The organism is Rheinheimera tangshanensis (assembly GCF_014645135.1).
Classification (GTDB): domain Bacteria; phylum Pseudomonadota; class Gammaproteobacteria; order Enterobacterales; family Alteromonadaceae; genus Pararheinheimera; species Pararheinheimera tangshanensis.
In genome coordinates this window covers 1-23,680 of the sequence record NZ_BMLH01000014.1, presented here as the reverse complement: position 1 = coordinate 23,680, position 23,680 = coordinate 1, and the positions used below count along the sequence as shown (strand labels likewise).

At 47.5% G+C, this 23,680-nt stretch carries 24 protein-coding genes, 3 tRNA genes and 1 rRNA gene; 12 read left to right on the top strand and 16 right to left on the bottom strand.

The window, feature by feature from the left end; translation table 11 throughout:
- The 7 genes from tuf to murB all read right to left on the bottom strand — a co-directional run.
- Positions 1–888 (bottom strand): elongation factor Tu (tuf, locus tag IEW88_RS18220; protein ID WP_188713519.1); only part of this gene is annotated, 888 nt, incomplete at its 3' end.
- A gap of 76 nt (positions 889–964) precedes the next feature.
- Positions 965–1,040, bottom strand: a tRNA-Thr gene (locus IEW88_RS18215).
- Between the two features lie 13 nt (positions 1,041–1,053).
- A tRNA-Gly gene (locus IEW88_RS18210) sits at positions 1,054–1,128 on the bottom strand.
- Positions 1,129–1,168: 40 nt separating this feature from the next.
- Positions 1,169–1,244 (bottom strand) — tRNA-Thr (locus IEW88_RS18205).
- A 108-nt stretch (positions 1,245–1,352) separates the two neighbouring features.
- Positions 1,353–2,048, bottom strand: coding sequence for a type III pantothenate kinase (locus IEW88_RS18200; RefSeq protein ID WP_147905533.1), 696 nt, complete (start codon positions 2,046–2,048; stop codon positions 1,353–1,355).
- Positions 2,048–3,052 (bottom strand): bifunctional biotin--[acetyl-CoA-carboxylase] ligase/biotin operon repressor BirA, encoded by a 1,005-nt coding sequence (gene birA, locus IEW88_RS18195; protein ID WP_147905532.1) that lies wholly within the window; start codon positions 3,050–3,052, stop codon positions 2,048–2,050. The genes IEW88_RS18200 and birA overlap by 1 nt, the downstream gene beginning before the upstream one ends.
- Positions 3,042–4,034 (bottom strand): UDP-N-acetylmuramate dehydrogenase, encoded by a 993-nt coding sequence (murB, locus tag IEW88_RS18190; RefSeq protein ID WP_147905531.1) that lies wholly within the window; start codon positions 4,032–4,034, stop codon positions 3,042–3,044. Before murB ends, birA begins: the two co-directional genes overlap by 11 nt.
- A gap of 148 nt (positions 4,035–4,182) precedes the next feature.
- On the opposite strand from murB, the gene IEW88_RS18185 reads away from it, so the two are divergent.
- The 3 genes from IEW88_RS18185 (at position 4,183) to IEW88_RS18175 (ending at position 6,553) form a co-directional block, all read left to right on the top strand.
- Positions 4,183–4,602: an acyl-CoA thioesterase gene (locus IEW88_RS18185; RefSeq protein WP_053426109.1), complete on the top strand. Its 420-nt coding sequence runs from the start codon at positions 4,183–4,185 to the stop codon at positions 4,600–4,602.
- A gap of 175 nt (positions 4,603–4,777) precedes the next feature.
- Positions 4,778–5,116: a tRNA-binding protein gene (locus IEW88_RS18180; protein WP_147905530.1), complete on the top strand. Its 339-nt coding sequence runs from the start codon at positions 4,778–4,780 to the stop codon at positions 5,114–5,116.
- A 72-nt stretch (positions 5,117–5,188) separates the two neighbouring features.
- Positions 5,189–6,553 carry a TonB family protein gene (locus IEW88_RS18175; RefSeq protein ID WP_147905529.1) on the top strand — a complete coding sequence of 455 codons (1,365 nt, stop codon included), beginning with the start codon at positions 5,189–5,191 and terminating at the stop codon, positions 6,551–6,553.
- Here the strand turns inward: IEW88_RS18175 and IEW88_RS18170 are convergent.
- The 8 genes from IEW88_RS18170 to cyaY all read right to left on the bottom strand — a co-directional run bounded on the left by IEW88_RS18170 (position 6,542) and on the right by cyaY (position 12,994).
- Positions 6,542–7,051: a DNA-deoxyinosine glycosylase gene (locus IEW88_RS18170; protein WP_147905528.1), complete on the bottom strand. Its 510-nt coding sequence runs from the start codon at positions 7,049–7,051 to the stop codon at positions 6,542–6,544. The genes IEW88_RS18175 and IEW88_RS18170 overlap by 12 nt on opposite strands.
- Before the next feature lies 1 nt (position 7,052).
- Positions 7,053–8,138 carry a heme biosynthesis HemY N-terminal domain-containing protein gene (locus IEW88_RS18165; protein WP_147905527.1) on the bottom strand — a complete coding sequence of 362 codons (1,086 nt, stop codon included), beginning with the start codon at positions 8,136–8,138 and terminating at the stop codon, positions 7,053–7,055.
- Complete coding sequence (locus IEW88_RS18160; protein ID WP_147905526.1) at positions 8,135–9,256, bottom strand: uroporphyrinogen-III C-methyltransferase; 1,122 nt, start codon at positions 9,254–9,256, stop codon at positions 8,135–8,137. The genes IEW88_RS18165 and IEW88_RS18160 overlap by 4 nt, the downstream gene beginning before the upstream one ends.
- A complete protein-coding gene (locus IEW88_RS18155) occupies positions 9,249–10,019 on the bottom strand; it encodes a uroporphyrinogen-III synthase (protein ID WP_147905525.1) in 771 nt (256 codons plus the stop codon). Before IEW88_RS18155 ends, IEW88_RS18160 begins: the two co-directional genes overlap by 8 nt.
- Before the next feature lie 5 nt (positions 10,020–10,024).
- Positions 10,025–10,951 carry a hydroxymethylbilane synthase gene (gene hemC / locus IEW88_RS18150; RefSeq protein WP_147905524.1) on the bottom strand — a complete coding sequence of 309 codons (927 nt, stop codon included), beginning with the start codon at positions 10,949–10,951 and terminating at the stop codon, positions 10,025–10,027.
- A 207-nt stretch (positions 10,952–11,158) separates the two neighbouring features.
- Positions 11,159–11,944 (bottom strand): DUF2914 domain-containing protein, encoded by a 786-nt coding sequence (locus IEW88_RS18145; protein ID WP_185148666.1) that lies wholly within the window; start codon positions 11,942–11,944, stop codon positions 11,159–11,161.
- Positions 11,945–11,960: 16 nt separating this feature from the next.
- Positions 11,961–12,632 (bottom strand): alpha/beta hydrolase, encoded by a 672-nt coding sequence (locus IEW88_RS18140; protein ID WP_147905522.1) that lies wholly within the window; start codon positions 12,630–12,632, stop codon positions 11,961–11,963.
- Between the two features lie 38 nt (positions 12,633–12,670).
- A complete protein-coding gene (gene cyaY / locus IEW88_RS18135) occupies positions 12,671–12,994 on the bottom strand; it encodes an iron donor protein CyaY (protein ID WP_147905521.1) in 324 nt (107 codons plus the stop codon).
- Between the two features lie 72 nt (positions 12,995–13,066).
- Here cyaY and lptM point away from each other — a divergent pair, with 72 nt between their 5' ends.
- The 9 genes from lptM to IEW88_RS18095 all read left to right on the top strand — a co-directional run bounded on the left by lptM (position 13,067) and on the right by IEW88_RS18095 (position 23,290).
- Positions 13,067–13,234 (top strand): LPS translocon maturation chaperone LptM, encoded by a 168-nt coding sequence (gene lptM / locus IEW88_RS18920; RefSeq protein ID WP_145987571.1) that lies wholly within the window; start codon positions 13,067–13,069, stop codon positions 13,232–13,234.
- Positions 13,234–14,484, top strand: a complete 1,251-nt coding sequence (gene lysA, locus IEW88_RS18130) for a diaminopimelate decarboxylase (RefSeq protein ID WP_147905520.1) — start codon at positions 13,234–13,236, stop codon at positions 14,482–14,484. Before lptM ends, lysA begins: the two co-directional genes overlap by 1 nt.
- Entirely contained in the window at positions 14,485–15,354 is an 870-nt protein-coding gene (gene dapF, locus IEW88_RS18125) for a diaminopimelate epimerase (RefSeq protein WP_127019455.1), read from the top strand.
- A complete protein-coding gene (locus IEW88_RS18120; RefSeq protein ID WP_147905519.1) occupies positions 15,351–16,016 on the top strand; it encodes a DUF484 family protein in 666 nt (221 codons plus the stop codon). Before dapF ends, IEW88_RS18120 begins: the two co-directional genes overlap by 4 nt.
- The gene (gene xerC, locus IEW88_RS18115; protein ID WP_147905518.1) at positions 16,017–16,928 is read left to right on the top strand and encodes a tyrosine recombinase XerC; all 912 of its coding nucleotides are present in this window, start codon (positions 16,017–16,019) and stop codon (positions 16,926–16,928) included. It begins immediately after the preceding gene.
- A gap of 68 nt (positions 16,929–16,996) precedes the next feature.
- Positions 16,997–17,698 (top strand): HAD-IA family hydrolase, encoded by a 702-nt coding sequence (locus tag IEW88_RS18110; RefSeq protein WP_147905517.1) that lies wholly within the window; start codon positions 16,997–16,999, stop codon positions 17,696–17,698.
- 206 nt (positions 17,699–17,904) lie between these two features.
- Positions 17,905–20,073, top strand: coding sequence for a DNA helicase II (gene uvrD, locus IEW88_RS18105; RefSeq protein WP_147905516.1), 2,169 nt, complete (start codon positions 17,905–17,907; stop codon positions 20,071–20,073).
- Positions 20,074–20,076: 3 nt separating this feature from the next.
- A complete protein-coding gene (locus IEW88_RS18100) occupies positions 20,077–22,101 on the top strand; it encodes a GNAT family N-acetyltransferase (RefSeq protein WP_147905515.1) in 2,025 nt (674 codons plus the stop codon).
- A 70-nt stretch (positions 22,102–22,171) separates the two neighbouring features.
- Positions 22,172–23,290 carry an ABC transporter substrate-binding protein gene (locus IEW88_RS18095; protein WP_147905514.1) on the top strand — a complete coding sequence of 373 codons (1,119 nt, stop codon included), beginning with the start codon at positions 22,172–22,174 and terminating at the stop codon, positions 23,288–23,290.
- 270 nt (positions 23,291–23,560) lie between these two features.
- On the opposite strand, the gene rrf is transcribed toward IEW88_RS18095, so the two are convergent.
- A 5S ribosomal RNA gene (rrf, locus tag IEW88_RS18090) occupies positions 23,561–23,675 on the bottom strand.
- Between the last annotated feature and the right edge of the window lie 5 nt (positions 23,676–23,680).

The following is a 23,680-nucleotide window of genomic DNA, read 5'->3' as shown; positions in this document are numbered from 1 at the left end:
TGGCTTCGCTAATACTTGACCACGTTCTACGTCTTCACGTTTAGTACCACGTAACAGAGCACCGATGTTCTCGCCTGCACGACCTTCGTCTAACAGTTTACGGAACATTTCAACACCAGTACAAGTGGTCGTCACTGTGTCTTTCAGACCAACGATTTCTACTGCTTCACCAACTTTGATGATACCTTGCTCTACACGGCCTGTTACTACAGTACCACGACCAGCAATTGAGAATACGTCTTCGATTGGCATGATGAATGGCTTATCAATCGCACGTACTGGCTCTGGGATGTAAGAATCTAAAGCTGCTGCTAATTCCAGGATTTTTGGTTCCCACGTTGCATCGCCTTCCAGACCTTTTAACGCTGAACCACGGATTACCGGCAGGTCATCACCTGGGAAATCGTAGTCTGACAGAAGTTCACGAACTTCCATCTCCACCAGCTCTAACAGCTCTTCGTCGTCAACCATGTCACATTTGTTCATGAATACAACGATGAAAGGTACACCTACCTGACGAGATAACAGGATGTGCTCACGAGTCTGTGGCATTGGGCCGTCAGTTGCAGCAACAACCAGGATTGCGCCGTCCATCTGTGCAGCACCAGTGATCATGTTCTTCACATAGTCAGCGTGGCCTGGGCAGTCTACGTGAGCGTAGTGACGAGTTGGTGTGTCGTATTCAACGTGAGATGTATTGATCGTGATACCACGAGCTTTCTCTTCTGGCGCTTTGTCGATTTGATCGAAAGCGAACGCCTGACCACCGTAGTGCTTAGCCAGTACGTTAGTGATAGCAGCAGTTAAAGTAGTTTTACCGTGGTCTACGTGACCGATGGTGCCCACGTTAACGTGCGGTTTATTACGTTCGAATTTAGCCTTAGCCATAAATAGACCCTTTTTAGCAAACGGTGGTTGTATGAAATAAGTTTTTTAGATTGTACAGCGAGAAAGGCTTTTAAGATGGTGCTGATACCCAGAATCGAACTGGGGACCTCATCCTTACCAAGGATGCGCTCTACCGCCTGAGCTATATCAGCAACTTGATCTGTTTGGAGCGGGCAGCGGGAATCGAACCCGCATCATCAGCTTGGAAGGCTGAGGTAATAGCCATTATACGATGCCCGCGGCCTACTCGTAGCTATTGTACTGAAATCCACTATACTAATGGTGCCGCTTATCCGAGTCGAACGGATGACCTACTGATTACAAGTCAGTTGCTCTACCAACTGAGCTAAAGCGGCACTACGTCAGTGGGTGCGAATTCTAGTGGAATGCCCCACCCCACGCAACAGGAATTAAAAAAAAACTTATAAATTCTGGCCTGAATGCTCAATAAGTACACAAAATGGTCAATTCGGCTGAATATAACGGGCTAATCCCTGAAAGATCAGTTGGGATTCGAGCTGAATGGGCAGATCCGCCAGGTATTTTTGTAAAAGCAAGGCGTCGCCACCGGTTAAAATAATTCGCTGTGTAGGTTTAATTGCATAGGCTTGGCGAATAGCCCCCACTAAAGCGGCAATAGCCCCCTGATACAAAGCTGTCGCAGTGTCAGTTGCAGGTGACAACTGCTCTGTCTCAAGTTCTGCTGAAAACACTTTAGCAGTTTTACTCAAGACAGCCTCTTGCTGTAGTTTTTGCCCGGCCAAAATCCAGCCGCCACCATGCATACCTTCAGCACTTAACCAATCGACAGTTAAAGCTGTACCAGCGTCAACTATCAGCAGATCGGTATTCGGATACAAGCCCGCAGCAGCCACTAACGCCAGCCACCGATCGACCCCTAATAATTGTGGCTGCAGGTAACTGTTAGTCACATTAAACGCCTGAGCTTCACTTTGTATCTGGACAAAAGGGATAGCAGCGGGGATCTGGTCGCGAACCTGTTGCACTCTGGTCTGCGCCGCCACACTGGCACAATAGACTGCTTTTATCTGTGACCATTGTTCCGTATTGATATTTTCCAGCTGAATTTCTGTCAATGTGCCTGCATGGTATAAACGGGCTTTACTACGGCTATTGCCTATATCTAGTAATAATTCCATCACAGCGCCTTTCTTAAGCTAAGTTCGCCACCATAAAAGCTTTGCTTCTGGCCATTGATATCCAGCACCAGCCCACCCTGAGCATCCACTCCAGCACAAAAACCTGTGATGGTCTGACTGCCACTGGATAAAGTCACCTGCTCACCGCCAAATTGATCGAGCTGATTAAATTCCTGTACATAGCCTGCAAAGCCCTGCTGGCTAAATTGCTGTAATTCCAGCACTAACTGCTGTTGCAGTAAAGCCACCAGCAGATTGCGATCTATCGGCTGACCTAAAGCCGAAGTTAGATCCGCCCAGGGCTGGTCTACAGCTTTATCGGTTTGTTCCGGCATACGAATATTTAAGCCCAAACCTATCACCACATCACATTGGGCATGAGTTTGCCCGGCCAGCTCGACTAAAATGCCTCCGAGTTTTTTATGCTCTATATACAAATCATTAGGCCACTTGAGCCGCACAGGCAATTGCCATTGCTGCTGCAGCACTTTGGCTACTGTAAGCCCCACGACTAAGCTTAAGCCCATCGCAGCCTGAATCCCCTGCTCCAGTTGCCAATACATCGAAAAATACAAGTTGCAACCAAAAGGCGAAAACCACTGCTTGCCTCGCCGTCCACGGCCTGCAGTCTGAGCTTCAGCTACCAGTACAGCACCTTTTTCAAGCAAAACGCCTTCTTTAAGTTTTTGCATCAGTTGGCTATTGGTGGAGTCCGTCACAGATTGTACCCAGACAGGTGCAGGCTGCTGTTGCTGTTGTTTAATCAGCGCAGCATCCAGCAACTGCACAGGTTGCGCCAAACGATAGCCTTTGCCTTTAATTTTGTATAAATCCAGCCCGTAGTGCTGCAATTGTTCTAAATGTTTGGCCACAGCGGTGCGGCTTATCCCTAACTGCTCGCCCAACCACTGGCCGGAACATAAAGCGCCATCAGCCAAATAATGCACCAGTTGCCGCTGCACAATCAGGCTGTGAGGTAAAGTTTTACGTGGTTCATTGGCCAATTAAGCGCACCTCAGGTTCCAACTGAACCGCAAACTCTGTTGCAACTTTTTGCTGTATCAGCGCGATCATTTGTTGCAACTCTGCAGCTGTACCTTTACCAAAGTTCACCAGCACCAGCGCTTGTTTTTCATAACAACCCACATCGCCAATACGCTGACCTTTTAGCCCAACCTGCTCTATCAGCCAACCTGCGGCCAGTTTAATCAAGCCATCAGCTTGTGGATAAAACGGCATCGCAGGATACCTGTGTTGAATAGCTTCAAATACCGGGCGACTCACCACAGGATTTTTAAAAAAGCTGCCACAGTTAGGTAACACAGCAGGGTCTGGCAGTTTAGACTGACGCACAGCAATCACAGCCTGTGCAACCTCTGCCACACAGCTATGTTGATTTAAATGCTCCAGCCCTTTGTAGCCTAATTTCGGCTGACCTTGTTTTTTTAGTGTCAAACCCACAGCCACAATCACGCCCTGACCCGCAAGCGCTGTCTTAAAAATACTGTCCCGGTAGCCAAAACCGCAATCACTTTTCCGTAAACGCTGCACGTCACGGTTTTGCCAGTGGAAAAAATCGACATAATCGCAGCAATCCGCCAGCTCAGCACCATAAGCACCAATATTCTGTACCGGAGCTGCACCTACACTGCCTGGTATCAGAGATAGGTTTTCTAATCCCCACCAGCCCTGAGCTACTGTCCAGCTCACCAATTGATGCCAATTATCCCCTGCTTCTATATGCAGTTGCACCTGCTGCTCATCTTCTGACAACAGAGTTCGACTTTTGGCTAAATAACGCAAGACAGTTTGGTTTTGATCGCTCAGGAAAATGCTGTTGCTACCTTCACCTAACAATAAGGGAATGGTTTGAGGCTGATAAGCTTTTAATTCAGCTAAAGATCCCAGCTCAATTAATTCTGCAAGCTGTGTATCCAAAGCAAAAGTGGAATAGGATTTAGCAGAGAGCTGCTGTAACAGACGCATAAAAGCACCAAATAACTGAAGTGTGCTTATTCTACTGGTTCCAGCGCAACAGACCAAAAAAATCTCAACAAGAACCAGCAATAAGCGGGTTAACCCTGTGCAGAAACTATGGCATCATAACCATAAACAGGTCCAACCAGAGAGTTTTATGTTACATCACACTTATATCAAAGTCCGGGGATACCACTTAGATGGTTACCAGCACGTCAATAACGCCCGCTATTTAGAGTTTCTGGAAGAAGCCCGCTGGGGTTATCTGGAACAACATGGTGATATAGAACATTTCGAACAGCTGGGCCTGGCCTGGGTGATCGTGAATATCAATATCAATTACAGAGCTCAGGCCACCATGGGCCAGCAACTGCGTATTGATACAGAATTCAGCGCCATTAATACCAAAAGCTCTGTTATTCATCAGAAAATCTGGCTGGATGGCACAGATACCTTAGTGGCCGATGCCAATATCACTTTTGTCTGTCTGGATAAAAAAACCGGCCGTGCTGTGGTGATTGAAGGCGATTTAAAAAGCCGCCTTGAGCCGCGTCTGGCCCACCAAATCGATATCTGAGATCATAAGCAAGCCTGCCAGTGTATTCGCTCTGGCAGGATCATCGCAAATGACTGACTCTCCTTCTGCTGTACACAAATGACATCATAAAACCGCTGTTTGATCGCAAAATTCATGACAATAAAAGTAAGGCTGTGTAAATCTAAGTCATTGTTAAAAAAGTAGAGTCACGGATATGGAATTGATTAGCTGGGAACAATTTGGTCTGGTTGAATTGCGGGTTGGCACCATTATCGAGGCAGCTGAATTTCCGCAAGCACGAAAGCCTGCGTATCAACTGAAAATCGATTTTGGCTCTGACATTGGAGTGAAACAATCCAGTGCTCAAATCACAGCGCTGTATACCAAAGAACAATTGCTCGGCACACAGGTGATTGGCGTGGTGAATTTTCCAGTCAAACAAATAGGGCCTTTTCGCTCTGAATGTCTGATCACAGGGTTTTACCGCCCAGATGGCGCTGTGGTATTGGCCGTGCCTGAGCAAAAAGTAGCGAATGGCAGCAAAATGGCATAACAAACAGTTTACACAAAAAATATTTTAAGATAACTTTTATTGCGGATTTTTACGGATAGCCAGGAACATCGGATGTTAAAGCAACTATTGCTCAGTTCAGCGTTGTTAAGCTCATTTTTTGTCAGTGCCGACCTTTACCAGGCTAAGCGGTATTACCATCAGGAAAATTATCAGCAAGCAAAAGCTGAATTTGAGCGTCTCTTACCTTTGGGCAACGACATGGCGGCCTTTAATTTGGCGGTAATGGCGATGAAAGGCCAGGGCATGCAACAGGATTTGTCTCTGGCCTATCTTTACTTTTTAGCTGCAGCAAAACTGGGCCATCCTGATGCAGCTACTGGTCTGCAAACTCTGGATACGCATCTGACGGCAGAGCAAAAGCAGTTGGCGCAGCAGCAACTGTTGTTGCAAAAAAATCAGTGGGTTCCCTCTTATGCCACCATGTTGGCCCAACGCAAATCTCCATCCTCCCTGTATAACCAAGGCACTCTGCCCGAAGTGATAGAAAGGGTTGAACCTAACTATCCAGTCAGAGCTGCGCGCAAAGGAACTCAGGGGTTTGCTGCTGTGCTCTTTCTTGTGGATGAGCAAGGTCAGGTTATTTACGCTAAAACCCAGCATAGTTTTCCTGCTGGAGTGTTTGATGAGGTGTCAGAGAATGCGCTGCGACAATGGCGTTATCAGCCGTCATCCAGCAAATCGATACGAAGGATCACTCTGGATTTTAGTTTAGCTGTAGGTGGTCAGGAGCAGTGGCGGAAAAAACTACTGCATGCACTGACTAAGGACTCCTGGCCCGCAGCCAAAGCTGGTATGGCATCTTCTCAATACAGCAATGCTATTTTACTGAACTATTTGGATCAAGACGCTACGCCGAGTCTCAGAGATCTGAGTGTAAGCACGGAAGAATTACCGCAGCTTTCTGATTTTAAATCAGAAAAAGCCAAAGCTGTGAAGATGTCAGCCTTTACCGGCAGCGCTATACTCAGAGTGGACTCAGATAAAAAGCTTAAACAACTGACCACACTTTCCGGCGAAGTGCCTTTTGCACAAGGCGATACCCTGAGTTTTATCGATAAGGCTGGTGACTACAAAATTGCTCCTTGGGATCTGAACTACAACACAACAAAAGCACCTCTTTATGCCAAAGATAAAATGTATCTCAAACAGCTCCATCAGCGACCTAAAGAATGGACTGACGAATACTGGTTGGATCAGGCGGCCCGTAATGGCTTACTTGAAGCACAGCGCGCGCGGGCACAATTTGATCAAGGCTGGGCTCATTATCTGCAGAGGAAAAACGATCCTGTGGCTTTAGGCTGGCAAGCTATTGAGTTGCTGACAGCAAATAAAACTGACGAAGCAAAAGCTGTTTTTAGCCAGGCAAAAGCAGCTGGATTCGAAGCTACAGCAGAACTGGAAATCTTATTCCAGTAAGGCTTTGGCCCATAATGCCAGCTTCTGTTCTTTGCTTTGGCTGGCATGAGCAGGGCTGGTAGAAGGCAGTTGAATATACTGAATGTCATTGCGGTGTTTCACCTGTGGTAGCAGATGACGTTTAAACTCTTCTGCTGCTTTGGCGCCGTTAAAGCAAATCTTTGAAATCTGTGGTTCTGCTGCAAGCAATTGCGGTATCGCATTGCAAATTACAGTATGTTTTTTAATAGCACTGTCCAGACTGCCCAACCGCTCGCAGTGTGCGATGACATCCCACAGCGCTATGCCTTGTTCGGTTAACAACTGACAACGCTGCGGATACCCAAGCTCCAGCGGAATAGCAAACAGCTGCTGCATCAAAGGCCAGAATAAATTGCGGGGATGGGCGTAATAACGCTGTTCAAGCAAAGAGGCAGAGCCAGGCATACTGCCAAGCAACAGAAAACGAGGCCTGACACCAAGAACTGGAGCCAGACCCGTTAATAACTCAGGATGCATATCAGGACGTTTTCAGACCCGGCTGATACTGCAAAGCTTTTTGCCAGGCCATTTCGGCCTGCATAGGTTCGCCATCTTGCTCTGCACAATAAGCCAAAGTCGCATAAAGCACTGCGTCTTCCTGGTGATCACGCAACCAGTGCTGTAGCTGTTTACGCAGCAACACCACATGGCGTTTTAATGGAATGTGCCGCAGCACAGGCCATACCAAAGGTAAGTCACTGTAGGATAAATGATCAACCAGCAGTTTTTCAGCTTGCTCAGCCTGACCTGCTTTGACTTTCGCCCAGACCCGACCTAATACAGCAGCCATCGACTTACGTTCTTTCGACGGCAACGCCAGCCAATAATCACTGTTTTCATCAAACACCCCTTGGGCTGCCAGATTACGGATGGCCTGAGGATAGATCTGATAACGCTGCACTTGCCACTGCGCTTTGGTAAACCACTTTTGCTCTATGGCTTTAAGCACAGTATGAAAAACTTCAATATTATGACCTGCAGCTAACAGGGCCTGAAAATACAAAGGCGCTAATAAAGGCGCATCTGCCGGTATCAACATGTGAGGCTGCAGTAACTCCAGCGCAGCTTTGGCCTGATTCTGGCGCAGTAATAAATCAGCTTTGACATAACAACTCTGCGCTTTTGTTGCATCCAGCAGTTCGGCCAATTGCATAGCTTTAGTCGCATGTCCGGCCTGCAAAGCAGCGTAACAGGCCATACTTTTGCGTAGCATAGTAAATTCTGGCATAGCCTCAGAGCGGTCAAAATACTGCTCAGCATCCTGAAAACGACCCGCCGCCAAAGCCAAAGCCGCTTGTTCAAAAGCCAAACGGGCTTTGCGCTGCTGACGACCACGAAATGGATTGAGGGTCCAGTTACGAAAACCCCAAAACGGCCTTAAAATTCGTAACGTCAGCCATAACAAAGTCAGACTTAACAACAAAATGATGGCAAAACCCACCAGCGTCATTTCAATGGTCCATGGACCCAGCACCAGCATCAGATAACCCGGATTCTGCGTCAGCCATGGTCCTAGCCACATGGCGGATGCCAGCAACAAAACTACCAGTAGCAGACGGATCATTGGCTACTCTCCACCATGCTTTGACGCATGACCTGATCAAGCACAGCGCTGGATTGCAAAGCAGCAGGCGCAGGAAACGCCACAGGCAAGGCAGCCAGTTGGACTAATTGCTCTGATGCTGCGCTGACCTTCGGATCAACAGCAGCAAAATAACGTTGCAAGGTATCCATCGCCTGCTGTAATGCAACCTGATACAACTCACTCTGATACTTCATTGCGGCCAGTTCAGCCAACAACAGCTGTTGTTGCAAGGTGTTACGCAAACTCAGTTGCTCGCCTGCAGATAAAACAGACAAATCTTCCGGCTGAGTAGGACGCACATGCACTAAAGAACTCCAGAATGAATTCCAGTGCTGAAGTAGAGTAGTTTGCCAATCAGAACTGGTAACAGCTACAGGCTCTGCATCATCCAGTTCACGCTCACTTTGACGTAGCGGTAAATCAAATACAGCTTTACGCAGGCTGGTTAAACCCAGTTGGATTTTGGCAACATCGGGTAAGGTATTTTTTTGCAGCTCAGCTAAATCTGCCTGAATGGCCTGACGCAGCGGCTGCATGCTGCTGTCCTGTAACAAGGCCAACTGCTGTTCAGCGCCTTGCAATAAACGTAAAGCCGCTGGCATGTCCTGCTCTAACCAGATTTTTTGTCCGGCCAGTTGTAATAGCTGCTGAATTTGCCATAACTGCCAGGTACGGCCATTACTCAGCTGTTTTTTACTTTCCAGTTGCAATTGCAGCAGAGCTTGTTGTTGCTGCTCACTCAAAGCGCCTTGTTGTTTTTGCTGATCAACAACTAATGCCAGTTGCTGTTGCACTTGAGTCGTCAGTTGCTGATATTGCTGTTGACCTTGCTCAGCTTGCTGCTGTTGCAGTTGTTGCAAGACCTGTTGTTGCTGTTGCACAGCAGTCCACTGCGGCCATAACCACCAAGTCACTGCGGCAAGAGCCACGACCAAAATCAAATTCAGTAGCACAGAAAACCAGGCGACAGCACGGCCTGTTTTCGCTGATGGTACAGGACCATTTTTAATCGGGTCTTTTTTAACCGGATCAGCGTTAGCCGAACCTTGAGAGAGTGGTGATTCAGAGGCAGTAACAGCCACCGGCGTATCAGTCATGACAAGTTCCTCTTAACTGGCAAATCGCCTCCAGTAACGCCTGATCATTGGCACTGGCTGACAAATAAATACGGGATCCGTCGATCCCAAGTTCTGTAGCGGCTTCTTTCATCCGCGGGCTAACCATAATCCATAGCTGTTGCTGTAACCAGCTATGTTGCTCTTTTGGCAATAATTCAAAAATAAGCTGTAAAATTTCGTTACTGGTAACCACAATACATTGAATATGTTGCTGATGCCACTGGTCTGACAAGCTTTGTCCATCTAAGGGCAAAGGTACTCTGCGATAACTTTGCACATAATGAATATGAGCACCGCGCTGTTGTAAGCCTTTTTTAATCAGCTCACGGCCTGCGTTTCCCCTTACTATCACAATGTGTTTGTCAGCTACATCCTGTAGCTGCGGTAAAGCCAATAACCCCTCACTACGCTGATCCGCTGGCACCAACACTTCGCGGCCACTGCATTTTTCCAGCACTGTCGCAGTCGTAGTTCCAACGGCCACTAAAGGCGCAGTGATTTTTTTGCAATCGTATTGTTGCTGCAAACAGCTGACCGCGCTAACACTGACAAAAATCACCTGATCGGCCTGTTCCAGCATAGTGCCGGCTTTGGCTTTTAACGGCACTAATTGGGTGGTGATCAAAGGTTGATACAAATACGGAATGGCCAGCTCATCTAAACTGGCCAGCAACTGATCCGCCTTGCCCGCCGGTCTGGTAATCAGCACCGGGCTTAGTGGATCAAGCAGTGGTGTAGTCACGCCTATCAGGCCTGACGATAGACCACATCTAAGATGCGGTCTGCGCCTAAAGCCAATAATTGTTCAGCCAGTTGAGTCCCCAACTGCTCAGCTTGTGAAGCTTGCCCTTTGATTTCTGAGCGTAAAATTTCAGAACCATCCAACTGTCCGACCAAACCACGCAGCCAAAGTTCATTCTGCTGCAGTATTGCAAAAGCACCAATTGGCACCTGACAACCGCCCTGCAGCTTACGGTTCATTGCCCGTTCGGCCAACACACAAATACGGGTTTCTTTATGTTCCAGCGGAGCTAACAGCTGCTGAATCACCAAATCATCACTACGGCATTCAATACCTACAGCGCCCTGACCATTGGCCGGTAAACTGATGCCAACCTCCAGAAAGCTGGCAATACGAGCTTCAAAACCTAAACGTATTAAACCAGCTGAAGCCAGAATAATGGCATCAAACTCACCAGCGTCCAGTTTTGCCAGACGGGTGTTGACGTTGCCACGTAAGTCTTTGATCTGTAGGTCTGGTCGCATGGCTTTGATTTGGCACTGACGACGTAAACTGGAAGTTCCGACTACAGCCCCCTGGGGTAAATCAGCAAGTTGTTGATAGCTGTTGGAGACAAAAGCATCGCGGGGATCTTCACGTCGACAAATGGTATGCAACATCAGGCCTTCAGGAAAATCGACTGGCACATCTTTCATGCTATGGACTGCTATATCAGCATGGCCTTCCAGCATGGCAGTTTCCAGCTCTTTGACAAACAAACCTTTGCCACCAATTTTGGCTAAAGGAGTATCCAGAATTTTATCGCCCTGAGTCGACATAGGCACCAATTCAACCTGCAAACCAGGGTGGGCCACTTCCAGTTCAGCTTTAACAAAATTGGCTTGCCATAAAGCTAAAGCACTTTTACGGGTGGCGATACGAACCAGGTTCATAGGTACTCCTTAAAACAGCGGAAAATAACAGCAGCGCCATGACAATAAAAGCTGGTCTGCCCGAAAATGCCGCCTAGTATATACCCAAAGTAATTGGAGTTGCAGCGCGACGACAAGTGATTGAGACCCCAGGAGCATAGTTTACCTATGTGACTGGGGCGCAAGCATGCAGGCAACAAAGCTGCAGCTTCAAGTACAAAGGGGATGCTATTGGTAATGAAAGTGATGGCTGAACAACAGATTTTGCTGTGGATCAAGGATTTCAACCCGCCATTCACCTTTCTGGCTGGCGTCGAATTCTTTTCTGCTGTAGGTACGCCAGTAATCCATTTTGACCGGCAGCTTAATCCGGGTCATCAGTTTACCTTCGTAATACCACAGATGTTCTATGCTCTGACCATTTAAACCTTTGACCTCAGAATACAGCGCCAGCTGTGGAACTGAGGCTGCGTCGACCTTTTCACCTAAACTGCGGGCTTTGGCAGAAGGCGTTTCGTTAGTCAACAAAGCCAGTCTTAATACACCAGTCTCTGCGCTAAATAATGGCGTACCTGATTCTGCCATCGCTTCTGTAACTAAAGCTACTTCAGAAATGGCGGGCTGTGGTGTCACAGCGGCACCAGATAGCACTGGAATTTCTGCTGGTTTGACTTCTGCTGCAATAGTTTCAGTGCTTGCCGTTTTAACGGGTAGAGGCTCTGGTTCAGGATTTTGCTGCACAGCCTCCAGCACCAGCTCTGGTGTGCCAGCCTCAATAGATTCAGTGGTCATTACAGCAGGAGCTGTTTCAGCCACTGGGCTAATCACGGCATCAGGTGACTCAACATTTAGCCAGCCATACAGCAGCAGAGCAGCAGCACAAAGTGTCAATACGGCACCGGCAATACGCCGCCAATGCCAGTGTTGCTCTGTTGTTGGTTCCGGCAAATCGCCAGACGCTGCTGCAGCGCCCAGACTTACCCGAACCACCAGTTTTTCCTGTGCTGTTGTCACTTCCACTATTCCATTTTTAAAGTGCTGGTAATTGCTGCTGAATAAAACGACTGATATCGGCAATTTGTTGTGGGCACACACTATGGCCCATACGGTACTCGGCCCAATTGACATTAAAACCGGCAAATTTCAGCGCGTTAAAAGCAGCCTGACCTGCGCTGTAAGGCACCACTTCATCGTGAGTACCATGATTCACCAGCACAGCTGTGCTTTTGTTAGCGCCAGTCATTTCTTCTTTGAGCTTGCCTGGCACAGCCATATAAGTAGAAAGCGCCATCACACCGGCTAGTTTGTAAGGCAAACGAGGCAGTAAGTGTAAGGCAATCACGCCACCCTGACTAAAACCCGCCAACAGAATACGGTTGGCCGGTATACCCTGCTCAATCAGTTTGTCCAGTAAGGCAGTCACTGCAGTAGCCGATTCGCGCACGCCGGTTTCGTCCGCTCTGTCGTTTAAATCCCAGGTTTTAATATCGTACCAACCGCGCATCTGCATCCCACCATTGATAGTAATAGGACGCACAGGTGCATGAGGGAACAAAAACCGGATGCCAGAATTTTTTGGCAAACGTAATTCCGACACTATAGGAGCAAAACCATCACCCGAGTCACCCAAACCATGTAACCAGACCACAGCAGCATCGGCCTGACCTTGGGGTTTTACATCGACAAAAGGAAGTAACGCCATTGTATTTCTCTATTGATTTTGTTTACTGACCGCATCACTCACGAGTTATCGGCTAACACTACGTTTTGACCAGACTGTTTGCTAAAGGCATCGGAAATTAATGCCCAGAACTCAGTGCCAGTTCTGTTATCAATCCAGACACCGTCTTTGAATTCAAAATGGTGGCCATTAAATTTAGTCGCGACCCACAGCTGATGCAGCGGCGGCTGTTTATTAATGATCACCTTGCTTCCTTCAGGAAAACTGATACTCAACAAGCCACCGTTTGACTCATAATCTAAATCCAGGTCCAAAGCTTCGATCGCATCTTCCACCGCAAGCAGCACCTGATCGGTCAGTTCGTCATATTCTACGTCATTCATCGGTTTCACCTGTTTGCTTTTGCTGTTAAGGATGCGATTATAGAGCGCAAAATAATTAATGAAATAAAAACCATGAATACAAAGCGACAAAGACTGGTGTGCATCCTGTTGCTCAGCCAATGGTTACTGGCCTGTGGCCAAAAAGGTCCTTTGACATTGCCTCAAACCCCACAACCGAATAAAGCGCCGGCAGAACAACCAGCGCCAGCCGATCAGCCAGTAGTTTCAAAGGAACAGTAGTGGATTACTTTAATTATCAGAATCAGAATTTATTTGCCGAAGGCGTTGCGTTAGCCGATATTGCCGCAGAATTTGGCACGCCAACTTATGTCTATTCCCGCGCGACCATTGAGCGCCATTACAAAGCTTTTGCTGAAGCTGCACCCAGCCGTGACTTATTAGTCTGTTACGCCGTCAAAGCCAACAGCAATATAGCTCTATTAAACCTTTTGGCCCGTCTTGGCAGTGGTTTTGATATAGTGTCTGAAGGTGAATTACGCCGCGTATTGCAAGCCGGTGGTGATGCCAAAAAAGTGGTGTTCTCTGGTGTAGGTAAGTCGGTCACTGAAATTGAGTTTGCGCTGCAAACTGGCATTAAGTGCTTTAACGTCGAATCAATTCCTGAGCTGGAACGTATTCAGCAAGTGGCAAGCCGCCTGAATATCATTGCGCCTATCTCTATTCGGGTGAACCCGGATATAGACGCCAAAACCCATCCTTATATTTCTACCGGCTTAAAAGCCAATAAGTTTGGTATCGACATTAACGACGCTGTATCCATGTACCAGCGAGCGGATGCCGCTTCGCATTTAAAAGTTTGTGGTGTGGATTGTCATATCGGCTCACAGCTGACCGAAACCCAGCCGTTTTTAGATGCTTTAGATAAGTTACTGGCGCTGATCGACAAATTAGCTGCAGTGGGTATTCACCTCACTCATATCGATATAGGTGGTGGTTTAGGTGTGCCTTACGATGGCGAAACTCCGCCACATCCTGCGGAATATGCAGCTAAAGTGGTAGAGAAACTGGCGGCTTATCCACAGCTGTCGCTGATTTTTGAACCGGGCCGCGCCATTATGGCCAATGCAGGTGTACTGCTGACCAAAGTGGAATATTTAAAACCAGGTCAGGAAAAGCATTTTGCTATTGTTGACGCTGCGATGAACGACTTAATTCGCCCGGCACTTTACAGTGCATGGCAATCTATTATTGCTGTGCAGCAAAAACCTGATGTTCCTACTGTGACTTACGATGTGGTAGGTCCGGTCTGTGAAACCGGTGATTTCCTCGGTAAAGACCGTGCTTTAGCACTGGAGCCAGGTGATTTACTGGTGGTGCGCTCAGCAGGCGCTTATGGTTTTACCATGAGTTCCAACTACAACAGCAGACCCAGAGCCGCAGAAGTGCTGGTGGATGGCGACCGCAGCTATTTAGTCCGCCAGCGTGAACAATGGCAGGATCTGTGGCGCGGTGAACAGTTGGTACCCTGAATGATCCCAGACAATAAATTTAAAGATCGCAACAACCAAAGCTTAGTGCATTTCTCAAAAATGCACGGTTTGGGCAATGACTTTATGGTGATAGACGCCGTCAGCCAGAATGTGTTCTTAACCAAAGAACAAATTAAAAAACTGGCCGACCGCAACTTTGGTGTCGGATTTGACCAGTTGCTGATGGTGGAGCCACCTTACGATCCGGATCTGGATTTTCATTACCGCATCTTTAACGCCGACGGTTCAGAAGTAGAACAATGCGGCAATGGTGCGCGCTGTTTTGCTAAGTTTGTCCGGCATAAAGGCCTGACCAATAAATATAAAATTTCGGTCAGTACTAAATCCGGCAAAATCACTTTGTATATAGAGCAGGATGGTCAGGTGACGGTCAATATGGGCGTGCCACAGTTTGATCCGGCCAAAGTGCCTTTTAAAGCACAGAAGCAAGAGCTGAACTATATTTTGCACAGTGAAGACGCAACGACTTTATGCGGTGTGGTGTCTATGGGCAACCCGCATGCGGTGATACTGGTGGATGATATTCAGACGGCTCCGGTGCATCAATGGGGGCCGGTGTTTGAAAATCACGAACGTTTCCCTGAGCGCGCCAATATAGGCTTTATGCAGGTGCTGTCACCTTCTCATGTCAAATTAAGAGTATGGGAACGTGGCGCAGGTGAAACTTTGGCTTGTGGTACAGGCGCTTGCGCTGCTGCAGTCATTGGTCAGATGCAGAAAAAATTACAAACCCAGGTAAGGGTAGATTTACCAGGCGGCTCTTTACAGATCCGCTGGCAAGGGCCTGGCCAACCCGTCAAAATGACAGGGCCAGCCGAACATGTTTTTGATGGACAATTATTCTTATGAGCGATCTTCCTCTTGATACAGCACTGGTAAATCCTGAACTGGCTGAAGCCAGCCTGATTGTTGATTATCTGTATGATCATCCTGAATTTTTTCTTGAACATCCAGAGCTGGTAAGCCGCTTGCGTTTACCACACCAGCAAAGGGGTGTGGTGTCTTTAGTGGAACGTCAGCTGGAATTACAGCGCGAAAAAATCCGCTCTTTAGAAGATGATATCACTCGTCTGATGGGCATAGCCCGCCAGAATGAACAGATTTTTTATGCTCTCAATGACCTGCATCTCGAGTTATTAAAGGCCTCTGATTTGCCCGCATTACTGCAGGCATTGCAGGCTTTTACCGCTAAATTGCCTCATGTCCAAAGTTGTGTGTTGGTTGATTTGCAGCAGAACACCGATCAGGTTGCGCAGTTGCAACTCATATTGCAGCGCCGTTTAAGTGGCAAAAGTTATTATTTTGGCCGGATGAACCGCGACGAAATGTCGGCATTGTTTGAATCTCATATTCATTCTGTATCCTTGCAGCTGTTAAAGCTATCGGAAGATCAACAGTTCCTGCTGGCCTTTGGCAGTGATTCAGACGAGCATTTCCAGCCAGGCATGGATACCTTATTTTTGGACCATCTGGCGAAGCTGGTAGTAGCCGTTTTACCAACTGCTATTTAAATGACACTGCCTGCTGAACTTGATCATTGGCAAGCCGACTTGTCGGCTTTCCTGGCTTATTTAAAGCATGAACGGGGTTATAGCGACAAAACGCTCAGCAGCTATCAATTGCAACTTTCTGCTGTGGCCAGTCAGGTGGCTGAACAGGCCAACCATTGGGTCGAGCTGACCGAAACCCAGCTGCAATTGCATATCTCTTCGTGCCGCAAAAGCTTAAAAGCCCGCAGCTTAGCGCTAAGAGTCGCGTCTTTGCGCAGCTTTTACCGTTATCTGGTGCAACAAGGCAAACTAAAGGAAAACCCGGCATCGTATTTACAGGTGCCCAAGTTTGACAAACCTCTGCCAAAAAACCTCGATGTCGATCAAGTGAATCATCTGCTGGATTTTGATACCAGCGAAGACGCCCTTGCCTGCCGCGACAAAGCGATTTTGGAGTTGTTTTACTCCTCAGGTTTACGGCTGGACGAACTGGTCAGCGCCAACCTGCAGGATATTGATTGGTCCGAAGCCTTAATACGGGTGCGTGGCAAAGGCAATAAACAACGTGTTCTGCCTATAGGCCGTATGGCGGTTGCCGCTATTAAAGACTGGCTAAAAGTACGAAGTGCTTACGTAGGCACAGAGCCAGAGGCGTTGTTTTTAAGCAAACAAAAAAACCGCATCAGCAACAGGCAAGTGCAACAACGCGTCAAACTCTGGTCAGAACGTCAGGGCTTAGCCCAGCATTTACACCCGCATATGCTACGCCACTCCTTCGCTACTCATATGCTTGAATCCAGCTCAGACCTGCGCGCCGTACAAGAACTGCTGGGCCATGCTAACCTCAATACCACCCAGGTTTACACCCATTTAGATTTCCAGCAGTTGGCCAAAGTGTATGATAATGCTCATCCAAGGGCGAAGAAGAAGTAAATCTTAGTGAGCCTAAAGCTCGTATTCTATGGACGAATCAGTATCACTGACAGCGGACTTAACCACTTATGCGTATTTACAAAGCCCTTTTGCCTTTTAAAGCCATTTCTTTTGACTTGGACGATACGCTGTATAACAACGGCCCTGTGATTGAACAGGCTGAACTGGCGATGCAACAAAAACTGCTGCAACTGGCTCCGAAGCTTGGCTTGATTGACCCTGAATTCTGGTGGCAAAAACGCAAAGAGCTGGCACAACGTGACCCTGAAGTTCGCCACGATGTCAGCCGCTGGCGCTTATTGTCAGTGGAACAAGGCTTAACGGAGCTAGGTATGGGCCGCTGTGAAGCAGGTGAAATTGCCGAACTGGCTTTTAGCGCTTTTTATACCGCCCGCAGTCATTTAACAGTGCCGGAGTCCAGTCATCAGTTGCTCAAAGCCTTAGCAGAGCGTTACCCATTGGTGGCTATTACCAACGGCAATGCCGATTTAAAACTGCTAGGTATCAGCCAGTATTTTCAATACGCTTATCATGCCGGCCCCAGCGGCAAAATGAAGCCTTACCCTGATATGTTTTATAAAGCCTGCCAGCAACTGGCTATTGCGCCTCATCAACTACTGCATATAGGTGATAATAGCAAAGCTGATGTGCGGGGAGCGCTCAATGCCGGCTGTCAGGCGGTGTGGCTGAAACATGAAGATCATTTTCAAACTGCAGTATTACCTCATCTGCAAATTGATTCGTTAGAGCAGTTGCAGGCTTTGCTTTAAGTTCACAAAGCTGGGGCAACAAAGCTGTAGGGCTGTTGGGTATATACCCAAGTTACTTGAAGATGCAGGGAGGCGACAAGCCAGTGAGCCCCCAGGAGCATAGTAAACCTATGTGACTGGGGCGAGATGGCGCAGTCAACAAAGCTGCAACTTCAAGGACGACGGGTATATAATGCTGCAAATTTTGCGACAGGTACTTACTGCTAATGGATGTCTCTTCTTTACTGGATGGCTTAAACGATAAACAACGTGATGCGGTAGCCGCTCCTCCTCAACATATGCTGGTATTAGCCGGTGCCGGCTCGGGCAAAACCCGAGTTTTGGTGCATCGCTTAGCCTGGCTAATGCAGGTGGAACGGGTTGCGCCTTATAGTTTATTGGCTGTGACTTTTACCAATAAAGCCTCACAGGAAATGCGTAACCGTATCGAACAGACTATAGGCGTTAGCTTAAATAATCTGTGGATGGGTACCTTCCACGGCTTGTCGCACCGCATGTTGCGGGCGCATTATCTGGAAGCTGGATTACCTCAGGGTTTTCAGATCATCGACTCAGACGATCAATACCGGTTAGTACGTCGGGTATTAAAAGCGCTGAATTTAGACGAAAAACACTGGCCACCTAAACAAATTCAATGGTTTATCAACGCCCGTAAAGATGAAGGTCAGCGCCCAGGCACTATGGACGCGCATGGCGATTTCAGCCTGCAAACCATGATCAAAATTTACGCCGCTTACCAGGAAATGTGTGACCGCTCGGGCTTGGTCGACTTTGCCGAAATTTTACTGCGAAGCTTCGAGCTAATTAAACAGCAGCCACAAATTCGTGCTCATTATCAGCAGCGTTTCCGCCATATTCTGGTCGACGAGTTCCAGGATACCAACTCTATCCAGTATGAATGGCTACGTTTACTGGCAGGCACTGAAAGCAAAGTGATGATAGTAGGTGACGATGACCAGTCTATCTACGGCTGGCGTGGCGCTAAAGTGGAAAATATTCAGCAGTTTTTAAAGGATTATCCAAACCCTGTCACTATCCGCCTCGAACAAAACTACCGTTCTACCGGCACTATTTTAAAAGCCGCCAACTGCGTGATTTCGCATAACAGCGACCGTTTGGGTAAAGACCTGTGGACGGACGGCGAACAAGGCGAGGCTATTTCGCTCTACACCGCCTTTAACGAGTTAGATGAAGCACGTTTTATTGTTGGCCGTATCAGAGAGTGGAAACGTGAAGGCGGCAAGCTGATTGAGGCCGCAGTGCTGTATCGCAATAACGCCCAGTCGCGGGTGCTGGAAGAGGCTTTAATTCAAGACGGTATTAACTACCGTATCTATGGCGGCTTACGTTTCTACGAACGTCAGGAAATTAAAGATGCTTTGGCTTATTTGCGTTTAATTAATAACAGACAAGATGACGCGGCGCTGGAACGTATTATCAATACCCCAGTGCGTGGTATTGGCGATACTACGATGGACAAAGTGCGGGAAAATGCCCGTTCTCTGCAAATCACCTTATGGCAAAGCCTGCAACAAATGCTGGCCAATAAGCAACTTACCGGGCGCGCAGCCAATGCCATCAGCACCTTTATACAGCTGATTGACCAGCTCGAAGCCGACAGCAAAGATTTAAGTCTGGATGAGCAGGCCGATCATGTGATTCAACTATCTGGCCTGATGGCGATGTATCTGGCCGAAAAAGGCGAAAAAGCTCAGACCAGGGTGGAAAACTTAAACGAACTGGTGAACGCTTGCGCCAACGCCACTTATGTCAACACCGAAGAGATGACGCCACTGTCCGCCTTTTTATCTCAGGCAGCCTTAGAGGCCGGTGAATATCAGGCGGAAGAACATTCAGACGCAGTGCAGCTGATGACGTTACACAGCGCCAAAGGTTTGGAATTCCCGCTGGTGTTTATCTGTGGTCTGGAAGAAGGCATGTTCCCAAGCCAACAAAGTGGTGATGACAGCGAACGTTTGGAAGAAGAACGTCGCTTATGTTATGTCGGTATGACCCGTGCTATGCAAAAGCTGTATTTAACTCATGCCGAAAGCCGCCGTTTATATGGTCAGGAGCAGTACAACAGACCATCCCGTTTTATCCGCGAAATTCCGGCTGACTGTTTAGAAGAAATTCGCCTGACCACTAATGTCAGCAAGCCAACTCAAATGAACCGTTTTGGCAGTGCCGCCAGCCACAGCGCCTTTGAGAATACTGGCTTTAAGCTGGGCCAAAGGGTATTACACGATAAGTTCGGTGAAGGCACAGTGCTAAATTATGAAGGCACAGGGCCACAGTCCCGTATTCAGGTGAACTTTGACGAACTGGGTAGTAAATGGCTGGTGACCGCTTATGCCAGACTAGAACCGGTTTAATTTATGACGAACCTGCTGCAGATCATCAGTCAGCAACAAAGCGCTTATCAGAAGCAGGGCTGGCGTTTACCAATCTGGTTGGCAGGTTCTAAAGCTTTTACGCAGCAGCAACTTAGTGCTTTAGAGCCTGAAGCTGTTGGTTATTGGTTAGGCCAGCAAGCCCCTGCTGGTTTTACGTTATTATCAGCCAAACAAAAGCAACAATGGCTGGGCACTGAATGTGATCTACTGGTGGTGGATGCGCGCGATGCTGTCGACTGGGATTTAGTCGCAGCCAGCAGTGGTTGCTTAAAAGCGGGTGGGCTTTGGTTATTTGTGACCAACGAACCGGGTTTATGGCGACAACAGCCAAATCCAGCCGCTAAAAGAGCATTACCTTATCCGCTTGATGCTGCTGTTTATACAGGCTTATTTAAACAGTTTTGGTTAGAACAATTGCAGGACGCTCAGTGGCTACAGCTTATCGAAGGGCTGCCTGCTGTGATCCCTGTCTTGCCAGAGGCTATTACTACGGCACAAGCAGAACTGCCTTATCGCACAGCTGAACAACACCAGGCAGTGGCGGCTATCCATAAAGTAGTCACAGGTCACAGACGTCGCCCTTTGGTGCTGACGGCTCACCGTGGTCGCGGCAAATCCGGTGCTTTGGGCTTAGCAGCGGCTCAATTAGCCCAACAAGGTAAAACCGATATTCTGCTGACAGGCCCTTCCCCTGTTGCTGTGCAAACCGCATTTTTAATCGCTGCGGGTCTGTTAAATCAGTCGTATCAACAGGGTCAAAATCAGCTATTAAACGGCGCTATTCGTTTTGTGCCTGTTGATGTTTTACTGGCAGAAAAGCAGCAGAACACTGTGATACTGGCCGATGAAGCTGCTGCTATTCCAACCCCTCAATTGCAGCAACTAACGGACTTATATAGCCGTTTAGTTTTCGCTACGACTGAACATGGCTACGAAGGTACAGGCCGTGGTTTTCAGTTACGCTTTCAAAGTTATTTACAGCAGCATTGCCCTGGTTTTCAAAAACTGCACTTGCATCAACCAATACGCTATCAGGCGAACGACCCACTGGAGCAGCTAATTTTTAGAGGTTTTTTACTGGAACAAACGGACTCTGTAATTACAGCGCCGCTGCAACCAAAGGTCTCTAGCTATCCAATCAAAGATTTACTGCTACAACCTCAGAAGCTACAAAAAATTTTTAGTTTACTCAGCCTGGCGCATTATCAAACCGATGTGATGGACCTCTGGGCTTTATTAGATAACCCGACACTGAAGCTCTATACACTGGAGCAAGATCAGCGGGTGCTCGCCTGTGCTTTAATCAGTTTTGAAGGTGAGCTGGATGCAGAACTCACTGTTGCGGTAGCGCATGGCAAACGCAGAGTACAAGGGCATTTATTAGCTCAAAGCTTAGCTTTTCATTGTTTACAACCTGAACTGGCGACACAAAAAATGGCCAGAATTCAGCGTATTGTGGTAAATCCTTCATTGCAAATGCAGGGGCTTGGCAGTCAATTATTAAACTTTGTGTTACAGGACTTGCAGAGCCAGCAGTATCTGGTCGGCACAAGTTTTGGTGCTACATTAGCTTTAGCAAAGTTCTGGCAAAAAGCGGGTTTTTATCCTGTGAAACTAAGCCATCAACATGAACAAGCCAGCAATGAAGCCTCTGTGTTGATGCTGCATGGCGAGCAATTTCAGTATTTACAACAGCAGTTTTCCAGACAGCTGTATTGGCAGCTTGCGGATAAACAACGCTTTTTAGATCCGGCCTTAGCACTGCTATGGGCCGAACCTCCGGCGATAACACTTACACCGCAACAGATCACCGAACTGAAGTTATTTCAGGCTGGCTTGCGTCCTTTTGATCTGATAGAAACTCAGCTGTTGTGTTGGTTTAATCTCAATTATGCCAAAGTTGAGCATCAAACAGCGCTCTTATTGGTACAACGGCTTTGGCAAAAGCTTTTCATGCCAAAGGCAAAGCAAAATCTACCAGAACTTTGTCAGCTTCTGCATTTATGAGCCAGAACAAGGTTCCATCTGGAAATCTCGACTAAACTCTTACAGATAAAAGTGGTAAGAGTAAAACTTCATGTCATTAAAAAGTGTGCAGAGACTAAGTGCAGTATTGTTTTTAGTCGGCGCGTCTGCTGTATCTGCTGAAGTAGCAAAAATCCAATTGGGCATGTCGGTGCCTTTGACTGGAAACGCAAGTGGTATAGGTCAAAGCTATAAAAATGGCGTTGAATTAGCGATCAATCAGTTGAATAGAGAAGGTGGAGTACATGGCATTCAAGTACAACTAGTGATCAAAGACGATCAGTACGAGCCAGAACGAACAGTGCAAAACACTAGACAATTTATACTGGAAAACAAAGTGTTAGCTTTATTTGCTTATGTTGGTACACCAACTTCTCTTGCCATATCACCCTTATTACAACATTACCAAATCCCCTACATAGCTCCTTTTTCCGGCGCGTCTTTGTTGCGTCAGAGTGAATATAACTTTATCTATCATTTACGTGCAGGTTATGAAGAAGAAACTCAAAGTCAGGTGGATTATTTGCTGCTAAATCCAAAAACTAAAGTGGGCTTGTTGCTACAAGCAGATGAATTTGGTGCATCTGTAGAGCAAGGTTACCTCAAAGCACTTCAATTAAAAGGAATATCACCTGTTATCACTGCACGTTTTCAACGTAATAGCACAGCGATAGAAGCAGGAGTGTCAGAGTTGATCAACGCAGGCGCTGAATTAGTGTTTATGGTTGGCACCTACAAACCTCTGGCTGAGGCGATCAACTTTGGACGTCGTAAAGGTTACAGACCTACCTACGCCACTGTGTCTTTCGCCGGTTTGCAGCAGCTAAGTGCTCTGCTAGATAAAGGCGATAAGGTGATGGCGACCATGGTAGTACCCAAACCTACAGATACCAGTTGGTTAGTAGTACGTGAATACCAGAGGTTGATGATTCAGCAAGCAACGGCTCCTTTATCTGATATCGGCCTAGAGGGATTCACAGCAGGTACCTTATTAGGACAAGCGCTAAAATTATGTTCTTTACCTGTGGAACGCTCGTGTTTATTAGAAAAACTACGGCAACAAACCGCAGTTTATGATTTTCCTTTGCAGTTTGATCCCATAAAACAACAAGCATCGCAGCAGGTGTTTAGAGTAAAAGTGACAGATCGTGGGTTAGAGGATTTGAGGTAGGGCGCAATAGCCGAAGGCATTCGCCGTTGGTGATGAATTAAGCAAGATTTGTTCTGAATTCGGGCGGTGGGGCGACAGCAGAACCTCTTGTCAGCCTGGCGGTGAACTACATTATTCCGGGCAATCCTGCCCTCCACCCTTCGGGCCGGCTGCGCCGTTCCAAACTGCTCCCGGCCAATTTGTCGCATGGGGAATGCCCTGCTCGGGTTAATTCCCGAAGGCAACGCAAATAAAAAACCCCGCTCAGTGAGCGGGGTTCTGTATTTGGGAGCCTGGCGGTGAACTACTCTCGCATGGCATCTGCCACACTACCATCGTCGCGGCTGCGTTTCACTTCTGAGTTCGGAATGGAGTCAGGTGGTTCCACAGCGCTATTGCCACCAGGCAAAA